Origin of the sequence: Flavobacterium ginsenosidimutans, assembly GCF_037478105.1 — a bacterium.
GTDB classification, from domain to species: Bacteria; Bacteroidota; Bacteroidia; order Flavobacteriales; family Flavobacteriaceae; genus Flavobacterium; species Flavobacterium ginsenosidimutans.
Genome location: NZ_CP147988.1, coordinates 2138848 through 2153743 on the forward strand (window position 1 = coordinate 2138848; position 14896 = coordinate 2153743).

General features: G+C 34.2%; 15 protein-coding genes. 14 read left to right on the plus strand and 1 reads right to left on the minus strand.

Features of this window, described 5'->3' with window-relative positions; all coding sequences use genetic code 11:
* The first annotated feature begins 144 nt into the window (after positions 1-144).
* From V6624_RS09470 to V6624_RS09485, 4 genes are all read left to right on the plus strand, one after another.
* Positions 145-1800, plus strand: a complete 1656-nt coding sequence (locus V6624_RS09470; RefSeq protein ID WP_338841632.1) for an altronate dehydratase family protein — start codon at positions 145-147, stop codon at positions 1798-1800.
* Between the two features lie 38 nt (positions 1801-1838).
* Positions 1839-2603 carry a glucose 1-dehydrogenase gene (locus tag V6624_RS09475; RefSeq protein WP_338841633.1) on the plus strand — a complete coding sequence of 255 codons (765 nt, stop codon included), beginning with the start codon at positions 1839-1841 and terminating at the stop codon, positions 2601-2603.
* 321 nt (positions 2604-2924) lie between these two features.
* Positions 2925-3782, plus strand: coding sequence for a fumarylacetoacetate hydrolase family protein (locus tag V6624_RS09480; protein ID WP_338841634.1), 858 nt, complete (start codon positions 2925-2927; stop codon positions 3780-3782).
* A 4-nt stretch (positions 3783-3786) separates the two neighbouring features.
* Entirely contained in the window at positions 3787-4122 is a 336-nt protein-coding gene (locus tag V6624_RS09485; protein WP_111284469.1) for an L-rhamnose mutarotase, read from the plus strand.
* Positions 4123-4141: 19 nt separating this feature from the next.
* Here the strand turns inward: V6624_RS09485 and V6624_RS09490 are convergent, their stop codons facing one another.
* Complete coding sequence (locus V6624_RS09490) at positions 4142-5392, minus strand: NAD(P)/FAD-dependent oxidoreductase (RefSeq protein WP_338841635.1); 1251 nt, start codon at positions 5390-5392, stop codon at positions 4142-4144.
* Between the two features lie 102 nt (positions 5393-5494).
* Between V6624_RS09490 and V6624_RS09495 the strand changes: the two genes are divergently transcribed.
* The 10 genes from V6624_RS09495 (at position 5495) to V6624_RS09540 (ending at position 14878) form a co-directional block, all read left to right on the plus strand.
* A complete protein-coding gene (locus V6624_RS09495) occupies positions 5495-7015 on the plus strand; it encodes an aromatic amino acid ammonia-lyase (RefSeq protein WP_338841636.1) in 1521 nt (506 codons plus the stop codon).
* Positions 7016-7055: 40 nt separating this feature from the next.
* Positions 7056-8282 (plus strand): WG repeat-containing protein, encoded by a 1227-nt coding sequence (locus V6624_RS09500; RefSeq protein ID WP_111284463.1) that lies wholly within the window; start codon positions 7056-7058, stop codon positions 8280-8282.
* 95 nt (positions 8283-8377) lie between these two features.
* Positions 8378-9109, plus strand: coding sequence for a 3-oxoacyl-ACP reductase FabG (fabG, locus tag V6624_RS09505; RefSeq protein WP_111284461.1), 732 nt, complete (start codon positions 8378-8380; stop codon positions 9107-9109).
* A gap of 176 nt (positions 9110-9285) precedes the next feature.
* Positions 9286-10521 carry a beta-ketoacyl-[acyl-carrier-protein] synthase family protein gene (locus tag V6624_RS09510; protein WP_111284459.1) on the plus strand — a complete coding sequence of 412 codons (1236 nt, stop codon included), beginning with the start codon at positions 9286-9288 and terminating at the stop codon, positions 10519-10521.
* Positions 10514-10768, plus strand: coding sequence for an acyl carrier protein (locus V6624_RS09515; protein ID WP_111284457.1), 255 nt, complete (start codon positions 10514-10516; stop codon positions 10766-10768). Before V6624_RS09510 ends, V6624_RS09515 begins: the two co-directional genes overlap by 8 nt.
* Positions 10769-11650: a lipid A biosynthesis acyltransferase gene (locus tag V6624_RS09520; protein ID WP_111284455.1), complete on the plus strand. Its 882-nt coding sequence runs from the start codon at positions 10769-10771 to the stop codon at positions 11648-11650.
* A gap of 266 nt (positions 11651-11916) precedes the next feature.
* Positions 11917-12819: a hypothetical protein gene (locus tag V6624_RS09525; protein WP_111284453.1), complete on the plus strand. Its 903-nt coding sequence runs from the start codon at positions 11917-11919 to the stop codon at positions 12817-12819.
* A gap of 17 nt (positions 12820-12836) precedes the next feature.
* The gene (locus V6624_RS09530) at positions 12837-13970 is read left to right on the plus strand and encodes a beta-ketoacyl-ACP synthase III (RefSeq protein WP_111284451.1); all 1134 of its coding nucleotides are present in this window, start codon (positions 12837-12839) and stop codon (positions 13968-13970) included.
* Complete coding sequence (locus tag V6624_RS09535; RefSeq protein WP_111284449.1) at positions 13970-14398, plus strand: hypothetical protein; 429 nt, start codon at positions 13970-13972, stop codon at positions 14396-14398. Before V6624_RS09530 ends, V6624_RS09535 begins: the two co-directional genes overlap by 1 nt.
* A gap of 9 nt (positions 14399-14407) precedes the next feature.
* Positions 14408-14878 carry an ABC transporter permease gene (locus tag V6624_RS09540; RefSeq protein WP_111284447.1) on the plus strand — a complete coding sequence of 157 codons (471 nt, stop codon included), beginning with the start codon at positions 14408-14410 and terminating at the stop codon, positions 14876-14878.
* The last annotated feature ends 18 nt before the right edge of the window (positions 14879-14896 follow it).

Sequence of the window (14896 nt, forward strand, 5' to 3'; positions counted from 1 at the left end):
CGGATAATATTAGACTAATAATAAAGGACTAAAAAAACTAATTTTATTTTTCGTTTACTGCCCAAATTTTAGTGAAAATAAAGTGCTTAACTGATTTTCCTAAATAAGAAAGTGACGACACAAAAAAAGAAAAAAACAAAAACAATGCAGGAGAACACAACTAAAAAACTAGTCGTAAAATTGCATCCGGACGATAATGTTCTGGTTGCTTTAACCGACTTACAAAAAGGAGAAACCATTCTTTTTGAAAATGAAACTTATGTTTTACAAGACCGCATCAAGGCCAAACATAAATTCTACATGCAGGACATGAAGCAAGGAGAAGAAGTAAATATGTATGGAGTTTTGGTGGGAAAAGTGCAAAATGACATTGTCAAAGGAAGTCTAATGACAACCGAGAATCTTAAACATGCCGCTGATCCTTACGCATACAGAAACGCTTCTTACGAATGGAATGCACCAGATGTTTCTAAATTTGAAAACAGAACTTTTAAAGGTTACAAAAGAAAAGACGGACGCGTTGGAACGGCAAATTACTGGCTTTTTGTTCCAACTGTTTTTTGTGAAAACAGAAATTTAGATGTTATCAAAGAAGCCTTACACAAACAATTGGGTTATGCTGTAACGGACAAATACAACCAATTCACGCACGAATTACTAGAAGGTTATTTGAACGGAAATGATATTAATGATATCAATATTGAACTAAATCCGACGCCAAAAAACAAACGTGTTTTTGAAAATGTGGACGGAATTAAATTCTTAAATCATCAAGGAGGCTGCGGCGGAACTCGTCAAGATGCTTCAACTTTGAGCGCTTTATTGGCTTCTTATGCCAATCATCCAAATGTGGGCGGAATTACACTTTTGAGTTTAGGATGCCAGCATTTACAGGTTCAAGATTTTGTAAATGATGTAAAAAGACAAAACCCAGAGTTTGACAAACCGTTGTTTATTTTTGAGCAGCAGCAGACCGAAAGCGAAGAAGTTTTGATTACCAATGCCATCAAAAAAACTTTTGAAGGTTTAATTGAAATCAACAAATATGAAAGAACCGATGCGCCTTTGAGCGATTTATGTATTGGGGTAAAATGTGGCGGAAGCGATGGTTTCAGCGGTGTTTCTGCAAATCCTGCTGTGGGTTATACTTCAGATTTAGTCGTAGCTTTAGGCGGAAAAATTCTTTTGGCTGAATTCCCAGAATTGTGTGGTGCAGAACAGAATTTAATTGACAGATGTGTTACCGAAGATAAAGCTAGAAAATTCATAGATTTAATGGAATCTTATGATGAACTGGCGCATAAAGTGGGTTCTGGTTTCCACATGAATCCTTCTCCAGGAAATATCAAAGACGGATTAATTACAGATGCTATCAAAAGTGCTGGAGCAGCCAAAAAAGGCGGAACGTCTCCTGTTGTTGATGTTTTAGATTATACCGAATTGGTTACAAAACCAGGTTTAAGTTTGGTTTGTACGCCAGGAAATGACGTTGAAGCTACAACTGGAAAAGCAGCTTCTGGAGCAACTTTAATTTTATTTACAACCGGATTGGGAACTCCAACAGGAAACCCAGTTTGTCCCGTAATTAAAGTGGCTACGAATTCTGTTTTGGCAACCAGAATGAAAGATATTATCGATATTGATTGCGGACCAATTATCAGTGGTGAAAAATCTATTGAAGAAATGGGCGAAGAAATTTTAGAATATTGCATCAAAGCGGCAAGCGGCGAAATTATTCCGAGAGCCGTTCAATTAAACCAAGACGATTTTATTCCTTGGAAACGCGGCGTATCTTTGTAAAAGACTATTAAAAAACAACTCATAAAAATTTATATCAAATGTTTTCATTACAAAATAAAAAAGCAATTATCACTGGAGGAGGAAGCGGAATTGGAAGAGCGATTTCTGTTTTATTTGCGAAACAAGGAGCTGAAGTTCATATTTTAGAATTGACGGAAGAAAGTGCAAAAGAAACCGTTGAAGAAATAAAATCAGCTGGAGGAAATGTTTTTGCTCACGCCTGCGACGTTTCGAACCACGAACAAGTAAATTCAACTTTCCAAAAAATCGGAAATATTAATATTCTGGTAAACAACGCTGGAATTGCTCACGTTGGAAAAGTAGACACAACTTCTGAATCTGATTTTGACCGTATTATGAATGTAAACGTAAAAGGAGTTTACAACTGTCTTCACGCTTCGATTCCCGCACTAAGAAATTCTGGCGGAGGTGTAATTTTGAACTTAGCTTCGATTGCCTGCTGGGTTGGAATTCCTGATCGTTTTGCTTATTCTACAGCAAAAGGAGCGGTTATGGCAATGACTTTATCAGTTGCGAAAGATTATTTACATGATAAAATCAGATGTAATTCAATTTCTCCTGCGAGAGTTCACACGCCTTTCGTAGACGGATTTATCGCTAAAAATTATCCTGGAAAAGAAGAAGAAATCTTCGAAAAATTATCACAATCACAGCCAATCGGCCGAATGGGAAAACCAGAAGAAATTGCAACTTTAGCATTATTCTTATGCAGCGACGAATCGTCTTTCATCACAGGTTCAGATTACCCAATTGATGGAGGTTTTATCAAATTAAACAACTAAAAAAAGGAAATAGCCACGAATTCACGAATTTTTACAAATCATAATTCGTGAAATTTGCGGTTATTTTTATTTAGTACAGATTTCACAGATTTTTAAAATCATTTTAATTCGTGAATTCGTGGCTAAAAAAATAAAGCTACATATTAAAGGATTAAGCAAATTTTTATATTTTGTTTTTGTCCCCCTGAGCGAAGTCGAAGGGCGTTCCAATTGGATGTGGCTTCGACTTCGCTCAGCCTGACAAAACTGGATTTAAAAATCATTCTAATCCTTTAAATCTGTGGCAAAAAAAAACAAACACATTACTAAAAAAATTAAAATATGAAACTTATTAGATTCGGAGAAGAAGGAAAGGAAAAACCAGGTGTTTTACTAAATGAAAAAAGATACGATGTTTCGTCTATTGTAACAGATTACAACGAAGCTTTTTTTGAAAATGACGGTTTAGCGAAATTAGAAGAAGCTTTAAAAAACAATCCATCTTTATCAGAAGTAAGTGATTCAGTACGTTTAGGTTCGCCTGTGGCGCGTCCTTCAAAAATTATCTGCATCGGATTAAATTATGTAGATCACTGCGAAGAAACTGGTGCTGCAATTCCAGAAGAACCGATTATTTTCTTTAAATCAACAACTTCTTTATGCGGACCAAATGACAATTTAATCATTCCAAAAAACAGTGAAAAAACAGACTGGGAAGTTGAACTAGCTTTTGTTGTAGGTAAAAAAGCAAGCTACGTTTCTGAAGAAGATGCTCCAAACTACATTGCTGGATATTGTCTTTTGAATGATTACAGCGAAAGAGCATTCCAAATCGAACGCGGCGGACAATGGGCAAAAGGAAAAGGTTCTGATACTTTCGCTCCTCTTGGACCAATTATGGCAACTCCAGACGAAGTTGGCGATGTTAACAACTTAAAAATGTGGCTTACTGTAAACGGAAAAACGTTCCAAAACAGTAACACTTCAAACTTGATTTTTAAAATTCCATTTTTAGTTCATTATTTAAGTCAGTTTATGACATTGCTTCCTGGTGATGTGATTAGTACAGGAACACCTCCAGGGGTTGGATTAGGAATCAAACCAGATCCAATTTACATTAAAGCGGGTGACGTAATCGAATTAGGAATTGAAGGTTTAGGTACAAGTAAACAAACAGCTGTAGCTTACCAACAAAAATAAAATTATGGCAACTCAAAAATTCTGTCTGGCTTTAGACCTAAAAGATGATGTAGAATTAATTGCAGAATACAAAAAACTGCATGAAAACATCTGGCCAGAAATTAAAAAAAGCATTCAAGATGCTGGAATTTTAGTTTTGGATATTTACTGCACAGGAAATAGACTTTTCATGATCATCGAAGGCGACGAGAATTTTTCTTTTGAGAAAAAAGACAAAGCCGACGCTGCAAATGAAAAAGTACAGGAATGGGAAACTTTAATGTGGAAATTCCAGCAAGCACTTCCTTGGGCAAAACCAGGACAAAAATGGATCTTAATGGATAAAATATTTGAATTATAATTCATAAAAAAAGCCCTGATTATTCAGGGCTTTGTTCTTTTTGCATATTCAGTAAATATGCCATATTCGCAATTACGTGATCATGTTTCTTGACAAACGAATTTTCTTCGTTCCAAACATATCCAGCTAAAACAGCACATATTTTTTCTTTCACATCTGGATTTTCTGGCTGATGGAAAAATAAAGTCTGCAAATTTCCAGTATACCATTCTTGAACATAAGTCGTGAAAACAGCGATTCCGCGTTTCATATATTGGGTAAACTCCACTTCCCAATCAACAGGAATTCCTTGTGATTCTTTCAAATATAATTTTGCTGCCAACATTCCAGATTCGGTTGCAAAAGCTACTCCCGAAGAGAAAACTGGATCTAAAAATTCTGAACTGTTTCCTGTTAAAGCAAAACCATCGCCATACATTCTTTTAACCGCTCTTGAATAGTTTTCTAATTTAACTGGCTCAAACAAAAATTCTGTTCCAGCAAACCTTTTAATATAATAATCCGACTTCTGAATTGCATTTTTCAGAGCCTCTGCATTGTCTTTGTTTTCAGAAAGCGAATTGATAAAATCTGTCGGACCAACAACTCCTAAACTTGTATTTCCGTTAGAAAAAGGAATTACCCAAAGCCAAACTTCGGTTTCCAAAATATCAAAAGAAATCTGAGTTCCTTCTTCACCCTCTGGTCTATTAATATCTTTAACATGAGTAAAAATAGAAGAATGCGGATCTAATTTTGAAGGAGTATCCAGATCTAAAAGTCTTGGAAGAACACGTCCATATCCACTTGAATCAATTATAAAATTGGCATGAATTTCTTTTAAATTCCCGTCTTTATCTTTTACAATAGTTTTTGATTTTTTTCCTTCAAAAGAAACTTCTAGAACTTCTGTTTCAAATTCTAAATCAATTCCTTTTCGCACAATTTCCTGCGCCATTGTGTTATCAAAATCAGCTCTTGGAACTTGCCAAGTCCAATCCCATCCTTCTCCAAATTTTTTACTGAAATCAAAAACACATATTTCTTCGCCTCTAATAAAACGAGCTCCTAATTTTTTCTCGAAATTCATTGCATCAAGAGCCTCAAACAATTCTGCTTCAGCAAAATGATCCATCACACGCGGAATAAGGCTTTCGCCCACTACAAGTCTCGGAAACTTTGTTTTCTCTACAACTTTTACCTTTACGTTGTTTTTAAAAAGATATGATGCCGAAACACATCCAGAAGGTCCCGCACCAATCACTAAAACATCAACAAACTCCTTTGTCATATTAGAATTATTATCATTTAATTAACCTACATTTGCCATCATCAAAATAACTACATTTATTTTGATAAATAAAATTAAATTAGCACAACCAAAATCGATTTAATGAATACAATAAATGAATATTTAAGTTTAGCAGAATTTGAAGCCATAATCTTTGGAAAAAGCAAAGTTGCCATAAGCGATGTGGTTTTAAATCGAGTAAACGAAAGTTTTAATTTCTTAAAAGAATTCTCAGGAAATAAAGTAATCTACGGCGTAAATACAGGATTTGGTCCAATGGCTCAATATAGAATTAAAGAGTCTGATCAAATTCAATTGCAATATAATTTAATTAGAAGCCACTCTTCTGGAACAGGAAAACCTTTAAATGCTGAGTGTGCAAAAGCAGCAATTTTAGCTCGATTAAATACACTTTCTTTAGGAAACTCAGGAGTTCATTCTTCTGTAATTCATTTAATGGCAGAATTAATTAATAGAGATATTACGCCTTTAATTTTTGAACACGGTGGTGTTGGTGCCAGCGGTGACTTGGTACAGCTATCACATTTAGCTTTGGTTTTAATTGGCGAAGGTGAAGTTTTTTACAAAGGCGAAAGACGTTCAACTGCAGAAGTTTTCGAAATTGAAGGTTTAAAACCAATTCAAGTTGAAATTAGAGAAGGTTTGGCATTAATCAACGGAACTTCTGTAATGACAGGAATTGGAGTTGTAAATGTTCATTATGCAAATAAATTATTAGACTGGTCATTAAAAGCTTCTTGTGCGATTAACGAATTAGTTCAAGCTTATGATGATCATTTTTCAGAAGAATTAAACCAAACAAAACGTCATAAAGGACAACAGGAAGTTGCTGAAAGAATGAGAAAAAACCTTTCTGACAGTACTTTAATTCGTAAAAGAGAAGACCATTTATATTCTGGCGAAAATACCGAAGAAATCTTCAAAGAAAAAGTTCAGGAATATTATTCATTAAGATGCGTTCCTCAAATTTTGGGGCCAGTTTTAGAAACGATTAATAATGTCGCTTCTATTTTGGAAGATGAATTTAACTCAGCAAACGACAACCCAATTATAGACGTAAAAAACAAACATGTTTACCACGGCGGAAATTTCCACGGAGATTATATTTCGCTAGAAATGGATAAACTGAAAATCGTTATTACCAAATTAACGATGCTGGCAGAACGCCAATTGAATTATTTATTGAATTCAAAAATCAACGAAATTCTTCCACCATTCGTAAACTTAGGAACGTTAGGATTTAATTTCGGAATGCAGGGCGTTCAGTTCGTAGCCACTTCAACAACTGCCGAAAACCAAATGTTATCTAACCCAATGTACGTTCATAGTATTCCAAACAACAATGACAATCAAGACATTGTAAGTATGGGAACAAATGCTGCGGTGATTACATCAAAAGTGATCGAAAACTCATTTGAAGTTTTAGCTATCGAATTAATTACAATTGTTCAGGCAATTGATTATTTGAAACAAAAAGATCAAATTTCGTCTACGACTAAAAAATGGTACGACGATATTCGAAACATAATTCCAGAATTTAAAGAAGATCAAGTAATGTATCCTTTCGTACAAAAAGTAAAAGATTATTTGATAAACAGTTAAAATTCTTTAATTTACAGTATTAATATTGAATCTTAAAATCATGAAAAAGTCACTTGTATTTTTATTGCTATGCTGCATTCAATTTGTTAATAGTCAAGAATTAGCATTAGTTAAAAAAAACTCCAAAATTGGATATCTTTCTAAAGATGGATCTTTTAAAATTGACCCTCAATTCAAATCTGCCAGAAGTTTTTCTGAAGGTTTAGCGGCTGTAGAAAACGGCGGAAAATGGGGATTTATAGATGCAAAAGGTACTTGGATAATTCCAGCCGATTTTAAAGATGCTAAAGATTTTAACAGCGGAATCGCAGTTGTACAAAAAGACAAAGACTGGGTTTATATTAATACAAAAGGAGAAATTCAAAAAGGACCAACTACTGACAAAGTGTTTGATTTTAATGATGGAGTTGCCTTCTTCAGACAAAACAATAAAGTGGGATTAATCAACAACAAAATGACTGTTGTTCTAGAACCAAAATACGATCAGATCAAACCTTTTGAAAATGGTTACGCCAGAGTTGAATTGAACAAAAACTGGGGAATTATTGATACTAACGGAAAAGAATTGGTTGAACCAGTTTATGCCGAAGTTGGAAATTATTTTAAAGGAACAACTTGGGCTAAAAAAAATAAAACTTTCGGATTGGTAAACGCTGGAAAATTTATTCCAATTGACGGTGCAGAAAAAATCTGGGATTTCGAAACTCAAGATTTAACATTTGCCAAAAAGAACGGAAAAATTGGATACATCGATTTGAAAGGAAATTGGGCAATTCTTCCTATTTATGATAAAGGGAAAGCGTTTTCAAAAAATTTAGCTCCAGTTTTAGTTGGAAAAAAATGGGGATTCATTAATCTGGAAGGAAAATTTGTTATTGAACCCACTTACAACGATGCAGAAGTTTTCAGTACAAACGGTCTAGCTCCAGTAAAAGAAAGCAACTGGGGATTTATCAATGAATCTGGAAAACTGGTAATTCCAACCCAATATGGCATCACAACAAATGCTATTATCGCAATGTTTACACAACAAGATAAAGGATTTATTGGTGGCGTTGCCCGAGTAAAAAACGAAGGAAAATGGGGATTTCTAAAACCAGACGGAACAGTTTTGGCCAACCAGTGGTTTGAAAATGCTGAACTATTCTCTAAAAGTACAGAAAAACCTCAGCCTGCTGCAGCTCCTGTTTCTGCCGAAAAACCAAAACAAGAAACTAAGCCAGCGACAAAACCAGCTGCAAAATCAGCATCGAAAAAAAAGAAATAATATTTATCTCCAAATAAATTAGAAATTTGCATAAATGAAATCGCATTCTATAAAGCGGTTTCATTTTATGACGAATAAAAATAAACCCTACATAAATGAAGTGTGTATTAGTAACAGGCGGTTCGAGAGGAATTGGAAGTGCGATTTGTAAAAAACTAGCCGTAGAATCCGATTATCATATTCTGATTAATTATCATTCGAATAAAACAGCTGCCGAAGAAACATTACAAGAAGTACAAAAATTAGGCGGAACAGGAGAAATCTTAGGTTTTGATGTTTCTAATTTTGAAAATGTACAAAATGTTTTAACTGCTTGGCAGGAAGCAAATCCTGAGAAATTGGTTGAAGCAATTGTAAACAATGCAGGAATCACTAAAGACGGTCTTTTTATGTGGATGACACCAGAAGACTGGAATGGCGTTATGAATACAAGTGTAAACGGTTTCTTTAATGTTACGCAGTTCTTTATTCAAAAAATGCTTCGCAATAAATACGGCCGAATCGTAAATATGGTTTCTGTTTCTGGAGTAAAAGGAACTGCAGGACAAACCAATTATTCGGCTGCAAAAGGTGCAATTGTTGCTGCAACCAAAGCTTTGGCTCAAGAAGTTGCAAAACGAAATATTACTGTAAATGCTGTCGCTCCAGGTTTCATTAGAACCGATATGACGAGCGAATTGGACGAAAAAGAATTATTAAAACTAATTCCGGTAAACCGTTTTGGCGAAGCCGAAGAAGTAGCAGATTTGGTAAGCTTTTTGATTTCTAAAAAAGCAAGCTATATTACAGGAGAAATTATCAACATAAATGGCGGAATATATTCTTAAAGAATACTATGTTTGCGAGATTATTTTAAAGATTTTTAAACATAGAAAATTGCTCACAAAGACACAGAGTCGCAAAGTTTAAGCAAAAAGACTTTAAAAAAACTTAGTGCCTTAGTGCCTTTGCTGCAAGATTAAAAAATTACACTTTAAGGATAAAAAATTACTTTTGAAAGACGATGAATAGAAGAGTTGTAATTACTGGAATGGGAATTTATTCTTGTATCGGAACTTCTTTAGACGAAGTAAAAGATTCGTTATACGAAGGAAAATCTGGTATTCAGTTTGATTCTGAACGTAAAGAATTTGGTTTTCAATCAGCCTTGACAGGAATGGTTCCGAAAGCTGATCTTAAAAATTTATTGACTAGAAGACAACGTATGAGCATCGGTGAAGAAACCGAGTATGCTTATATGGCTACTATAGAAGCACTTAAAAATGCCAACATCGACGATACTTTTTTTGACAATCACGAAGTAGGTATTATGTACGGAAACGACTCCGTTTCTAAAGCAATTATCGATGCAACAGATATTGTTCGCGAGAAAAAAGATACTGCTCTTATTGGTTCTGGCGCCATTTTTAAATCGATGAATTCTACGGTTACGATGAATCTTTCTACGATTTTTAAACTTCGCGGCATCAATCTTACTGTAAGTGCGGCTTGTGCCAGCGGATCGCACTCAATTGGTTTAGCATATTTTTTAATTAAAAGCGGTTTCCAAGATATTGTAATTACTGGCGGTGCCCAGGAAATTAATAAATATGCCATGAGCAGTTTTGATGGATTAGGTGTTTTTTCTAACCGAGAAGGCGATCCAACAAAAGCCTCAAGACCTTTTGATACTGGTCGTGACGGATTAATTCCGAGTGGCGGCGGAGCAACTTTAATTTTGGAAAGTTACGAATCTGCTATTGCTCGCGGTGCCAATATTATCGCTGAAGTTGGCGGTTACGGATTTTCATCAAACGGCGGACATATCTCTACACCAAACGTTGAAGGACCAGCAACAGCAATGAAACGTGCATTGGATGATGCAAAACTAAACGCTTCAGATATTGAATATATAAATGCCCATGCAACCTCAACTCCTGTTGGAGATGCCAACGAAGCCAAAGCTATTTTTGAAGTCTTTGGAGAAAAAAATCCACCTGTGAGTTCTACAAAATCAATGACAGGCCACGAATGCTGGATGGCTGGAGCCAGCGAAATCATTTATTCTATCTTAATGATGCAGAACGATTTCATCGCGCCAAACATCAATTTAGAAAATCCTGACGAAGACGCTTCAAAATTAAATTTAGTTAAAACTACGTTAAACAAAAAATTTGACATATTTTTGTCCAATTCTTTCGGTTTCGGAGGAACCAACTCTGCGTTGGTGGTTAAAAAGTTTAAATTGAACGATGAATAAAGAAGAGATTATAGCAAGAATAAATGGTTTTTTAGTTGATGAATTTGAAGTAGACAATGACGACATTGAACCAAATGCTAATTTAAAAGATACACTTGGGTTGGACAGTCTGGATTATGTTGATTTAGTCGTTTCAATAGAGTCAAACTTTGGTGTAAAACTAGTTGAAGCAGATTTTGTTGGAATTTCTGATTTTCAAAGCTTTTATGACTTAATCGAAACTAAAATCAAAGCCAAATCAGCTTAAATGAGTCAATGGGATGGTAAATCCAAAGGAACTGTTTTAGGTTATAGAATATTCGTTTTTTTAATTCAAAAAGCGGGTGTAAAAGCTGCTTATGTCTTGCTTTATTTTGTTGCTTCTTATTATTTTTTATTTTTAAGAAAAAGTAACAAAGCCATTTTCTATTATTTTAAAGAAAGGCTTCAATATTCCTATTTCAAATCCAAAAAAATGGTTTTCAAAAGTTACTATACTTTTGGACAGACCATCATTGACAAAGTTTCTATTTCGGCAGGAATGCGAAACAAATTTACCTATGAATTTGACGGAATAGAAACGCTTAAAAAGTTACTTGCCGAGAAAAAAGGCGGTGTATTAATTAGTGCGCATGTTGGTAATTTTGAAATTGCCGAACATTTCTTCGGAGAAATCGATCTTGATTTTCAAATTAATTTGGTTACAACAGATTTAGAGCATTCTGCTATTAAGAATTATCTCGAAAGTGTTTCTCAAAAACCAACCGTAAAATTTATTATCATCAAAGAAGATTTGTCTCATATTTTTGAGATCAATGCTGCTTTAGCCAATAACGAATTAATCTGCTTTACAGGCGATCGTTATTTTGAAGGAACAAAATCACTTTCTGAAAACTTTTTGGGCAAAGAAGCCAATTTCCCAGCTGGCCCATTTTTAATTGCTTCAAGATTAAAAGTTCCTGTGGTTTTTGTTTATGTAATGAAAGAACCAAATCTTCATTATCATTTGTACGCAAGAGAAGCCGAAGTCAAACATCGAGACGAAAAAGCGCTTTTGAAAGAATATGTAAAAAGCGTTGAAAGCATTTTGAATCGTTATCCATTACAATGGTTCAATTATTTTGATTTTTGGAACGATATAAAATCCTAGTTTTTTTACTGCGATATTTTTTTTAGGCCACAAATTCACGAATTTTCACTAATTATTGGGCAGAATTTTTACTTCAAATTACACTAATTTTTACTAATTCGTTTTTCGTGAAATTATTACTATTTATAATTTAAGGAAAATCATTAATAACAGCAGTATTTAAATAATTCGTGAATTCGATGCTAATAAAAAAACCTTGGTCGAAATAAGAAAATTCGTTTAAATAAATTTACTTATTTTTGCTGACCACCAAAGCCAAAAACCTAATGAAAAATGTTCTCGTAATTTATTATACACAATCTGGACAGCTGGAATCTATTGCAAAAAATATTGCAAAACCATTCCTAAATTCAGACGAAATAAATCTCACATTTCACGAAATACAATTAGAAAAACCGTTTCCGTTTCCTTGGAATAAAGAGTCTTTTTTTGATGCTTTTCCAGAGTCATTTTTACAGATTCCGACTGCATTAAAACCTGTTCCTGAAGAAATTTTAAACACGAAGTTTGACTTAATATTATTTCATTATCAGGTTTGGTATTTATCGCCTTCTATTCCGATTAATTCATTTTTGAAAAGTGACGATGCCAAGAAAATTTTGAACAATACGCCTGTTATCACAATAAGCGGATCTAGAAATATGTGGATCATGGCTCAGGAAAAAATCAAAGTTTTATTGAGAAAAGCCAATGCCAATTTGGTTGGAAACGTAGCTTTGGTAGACCGCGTTGGAAATTTAATCAGCGTTATAACAATTGTAGAATGGATGTTTTCTGGAGTTAAGAAAAAATATTTAGGTATTTTTCCGCTTCCAGGAGTTTCAGAAAAAGACATACAAGAATCGAGTCAGTTTGGAGAAATCATGCTTGATTCATTACAGCAAAATAATTTAGCACAATTACAACCAAAATTAGTCAATGCTGGAGCTGTAAAAATAAGTTCGTATCTGGTAACTGTTGACAAAACGGCCAATAAAATTTTTAATAAATGGTCAAATATCATTTATAAAAATCAAAAAAACCGAAAACAGCTGCTTAAGGTATTTAATGTTTATTTATTCCTTGCAATATGGTTAATCTCACCAATAGTGTATATATTGCACCTTATTACCTATCCGCTTAAGTTAAAATCTATAAAAAAGGAAACTCAATATTATCAGGGAGTTTAGAAGACGAAATTTAAATTATGTTTGAAGTATATATTACAAAAGCTGCAAAATATTTGCCAAACGAAGCCGTTTCAAATGACGAAATGGAAGCCTACTTGGGCCTTATCAATGATACTGCTTCTAAAGCAAGACGCATTATTTTGCGCAACAATAAAATTACAAGCCGATATTACGCTGTTGACAAAGAAGGAAAAAGCACTCACAGCAATGCCGAATTAACTAAAAATGCCATTTTACCGTTATTCGACGAAAATTTTACGCCTCAAGATTTAGAAGTACTTTCATGTGGAACCTCGACTCCAGACATATTTCTGCCTTCGCACGCTGCAATGGTTCATGGTCTGCTAAAAAATAAATCGGTAGAATTAAACTCTTCAACAGGAGTTTGCTGTGCCGGAATGAACTCCCTTAAATTTGGTTTTCTTTCCGTACGTTCTGGAAATTCAAAAAACGCAATCTGCACAGGATCAGAAAAAGTTTCTACTTGGCTGAATGCCCAAAAATACAATCACGAGGCCGATAATTTAAAAAGCCTTGAAGAACAGCCAATTATTGCTTTCAAAAAAGATTTCCTTCGTTGGATGCTATCTGACGGTGCGGGAGCTTTTCTTTTAGAAAACAAACCAAGAGGACCAATTTCGCTAAAAATTGAATGGATGGAAGCTTTTTCGTATGCCTACGAATTAGAAACCTGCATGTATGCTGGAGGTGATAAATTGGAAAATGGAGAAATTAAAGGTTGGAGCGATTATTCGCCAGAACAATGGCTAAACGAATCTGTTTTTTCAATAAAACAAGACGTTAAATTATTAGACGAATTTATCCTGTCAAAAGGTGCTCAAAGCATGAAAGACGCCATGGATAAAAACAATATTAAATCGGAAGATGTTACTTATTTCATTCCTCACGTTTCTTCAAACTTTTTTGTTGAAGGATTGAAAAAAGGATTAAACGAAAAAGGTATCGGAATGAGCGATGACAAATGGTTCATGAATCTTTCTAGAGTAGGAAATGTTGGCTCTGCCTCTATTTACCTAGCTCTTGAAGAATTGATGAGTTCAGGGAATTTGAAAAAAGGAGATAAAATTTTATTATCTGTTCCAGAAAGCGGAAGATTCTCTTTTGCGTATGCCTATTTAACGGTTTGTTAATGGAAACAATGCTTTTAGAAAAAAAAATGATCGAAAATTTACTGCCTCAAAAGTTCCCTTTTGTGATGGTAGACGCTATGCATTCTTATTCCGAAACTTCGTTAGTTTCGGGTTTAAAAATTCAGCACGAAAATATTTTTGTATCAAATGATGTTTTTCTTGAAGCAGGATTAATAGAACATATGGCACAATCTGTGGCATTGCATACTGGATATCAATATTTTTTGAAAAACGAAATTGCTCCAACGGGCTATATTGGTTCTATTAAAGAAATTGATATTAAGAAACTTCCGAAGCTTAACGATACTATTCAAACTGAAGTAACGATTCTACAGGAATTTGCAGGAATTACTTTAGTGGATATTGTTACGACTTTAAATAACGAAGAAATTGCCAGAGGACAAATGAAAACCGTTTTGGCAAAATAAAAGCAATCGATGAAAACTACTTCTGCTGTTGACATACAAAATTATTTACCACACCGAGCACCGATGCTTATGGTGGATTTGATTTTGGATATTGATGCCAACTTTGTAGAAACCATATTTTTGATAAAAGAAGACAATGTTTTTATTCAGAACAATGTTTTTATAGAAGCAGGATTAATCGAAAATACGGCACAGACTTGTTCTGCAATTGTTGGAAAAAAATACTTTTTTGACGACAACGGAATCGAGAATGAAAACGTAAATGTAATTGGATTTATCAGCGCTTTAAAAAGTGTCAAAATTCATGCTTTGCCAAAAGTTGGCGACACCATTATAACTAAAGCCGATTTGGTTTCTAAATTTACTGGAGACGATTATACTTTATGCACAATGAAATGCAAAAGCTTAGTAGAAGACCAGATTCTCTTAGAATGCGAAATTAATTTGTTCATTCAGAAAACAATTTCCGTTTCGCAATAATTTCACTTGAAAATAATA

Excerpts from the sequence above, each read along its gene's own strand:
- V6624_RS09470 (WP_338841632.1), top strand. The coding sequence starts at position 145 with ATGCAGGAGAACACAACTAAAAAACTAGTCGTAAAATTGCATCCGGAC.
- V6624_RS09515 (WP_111284457.1), top strand. The coding sequence starts at position 10,514 with ATGAATAAAGAAGAGATTATAGCAAGAATAAATGGTTTTTTAGTTGAT.
- V6624_RS09525 (WP_111284453.1), top strand. The coding sequence starts at position 11,917 with ATGAAAAATGTTCTCGTAATTTATTATACACAATCTGGACAGCTGGAA.
- V6624_RS09495 (WP_338841636.1), top strand. The coding sequence starts at position 5,495 with ATGAATACAATAAATGAATATTTAAGTTTAGCAGAATTTGAAGCCATA.
- V6624_RS09530 (WP_111284451.1), top strand. The coding sequence starts at position 12,837 with ATGTTTGAAGTATATATTACAAAAGCTGCAAAATATTTGCCAAACGAA.
- V6624_RS09500 (WP_111284463.1), top strand. The coding sequence starts at position 7,056 with ATGAAAAAGTCACTTGTATTTTTATTGCTATGCTGCATTCAATTTGTT.
- V6624_RS09480 (WP_338841634.1), top strand. The coding sequence starts at position 2,925 with ATGAAACTTATTAGATTCGGAGAAGAAGGAAAGGAAAAACCAGGTGTT.
- V6624_RS09520 (WP_111284455.1), top strand. The coding sequence starts at position 10,769 with ATGAGTCAATGGGATGGTAAATCCAAAGGAACTGTTTTAGGTTATAGA.
- V6624_RS09510 (WP_111284459.1), top strand. The coding sequence starts at position 9,286 with ATGAATAGAAGAGTTGTAATTACTGGAATGGGAATTTATTCTTGTATC.
- V6624_RS09485 (WP_111284469.1), top strand. The coding sequence starts at position 3,787 with ATGGCAACTCAAAAATTCTGTCTGGCTTTAGACCTAAAAGATGATGTA.
- fabG (WP_111284461.1), top strand. The coding sequence starts at position 8,378 with ATGAAGTGTGTATTAGTAACAGGCGGTTCGAGAGGAATTGGAAGTGCG.
- V6624_RS09490 (WP_338841635.1), bottom strand. The coding sequence starts at position 5,392 with ATGACAAAGGAGTTTGTTGATGTTTTAGTGATTGGTGCGGGACCTTCT.
- V6624_RS09540 (WP_111284447.1), top strand. The coding sequence starts at position 14,408 with ATGAAAACTACTTCTGCTGTTGACATACAAAATTATTTACCACACCGA.
- V6624_RS09535 (WP_111284449.1), top strand. The coding sequence starts at position 13,970 with ATGGAAACAATGCTTTTAGAAAAAAAAATGATCGAAAATTTACTGCCT.
- V6624_RS09475 (WP_338841633.1), top strand. The coding sequence starts at position 1,839 with ATGTTTTCATTACAAAATAAAAAAGCAATTATCACTGGAGGAGGAAGC.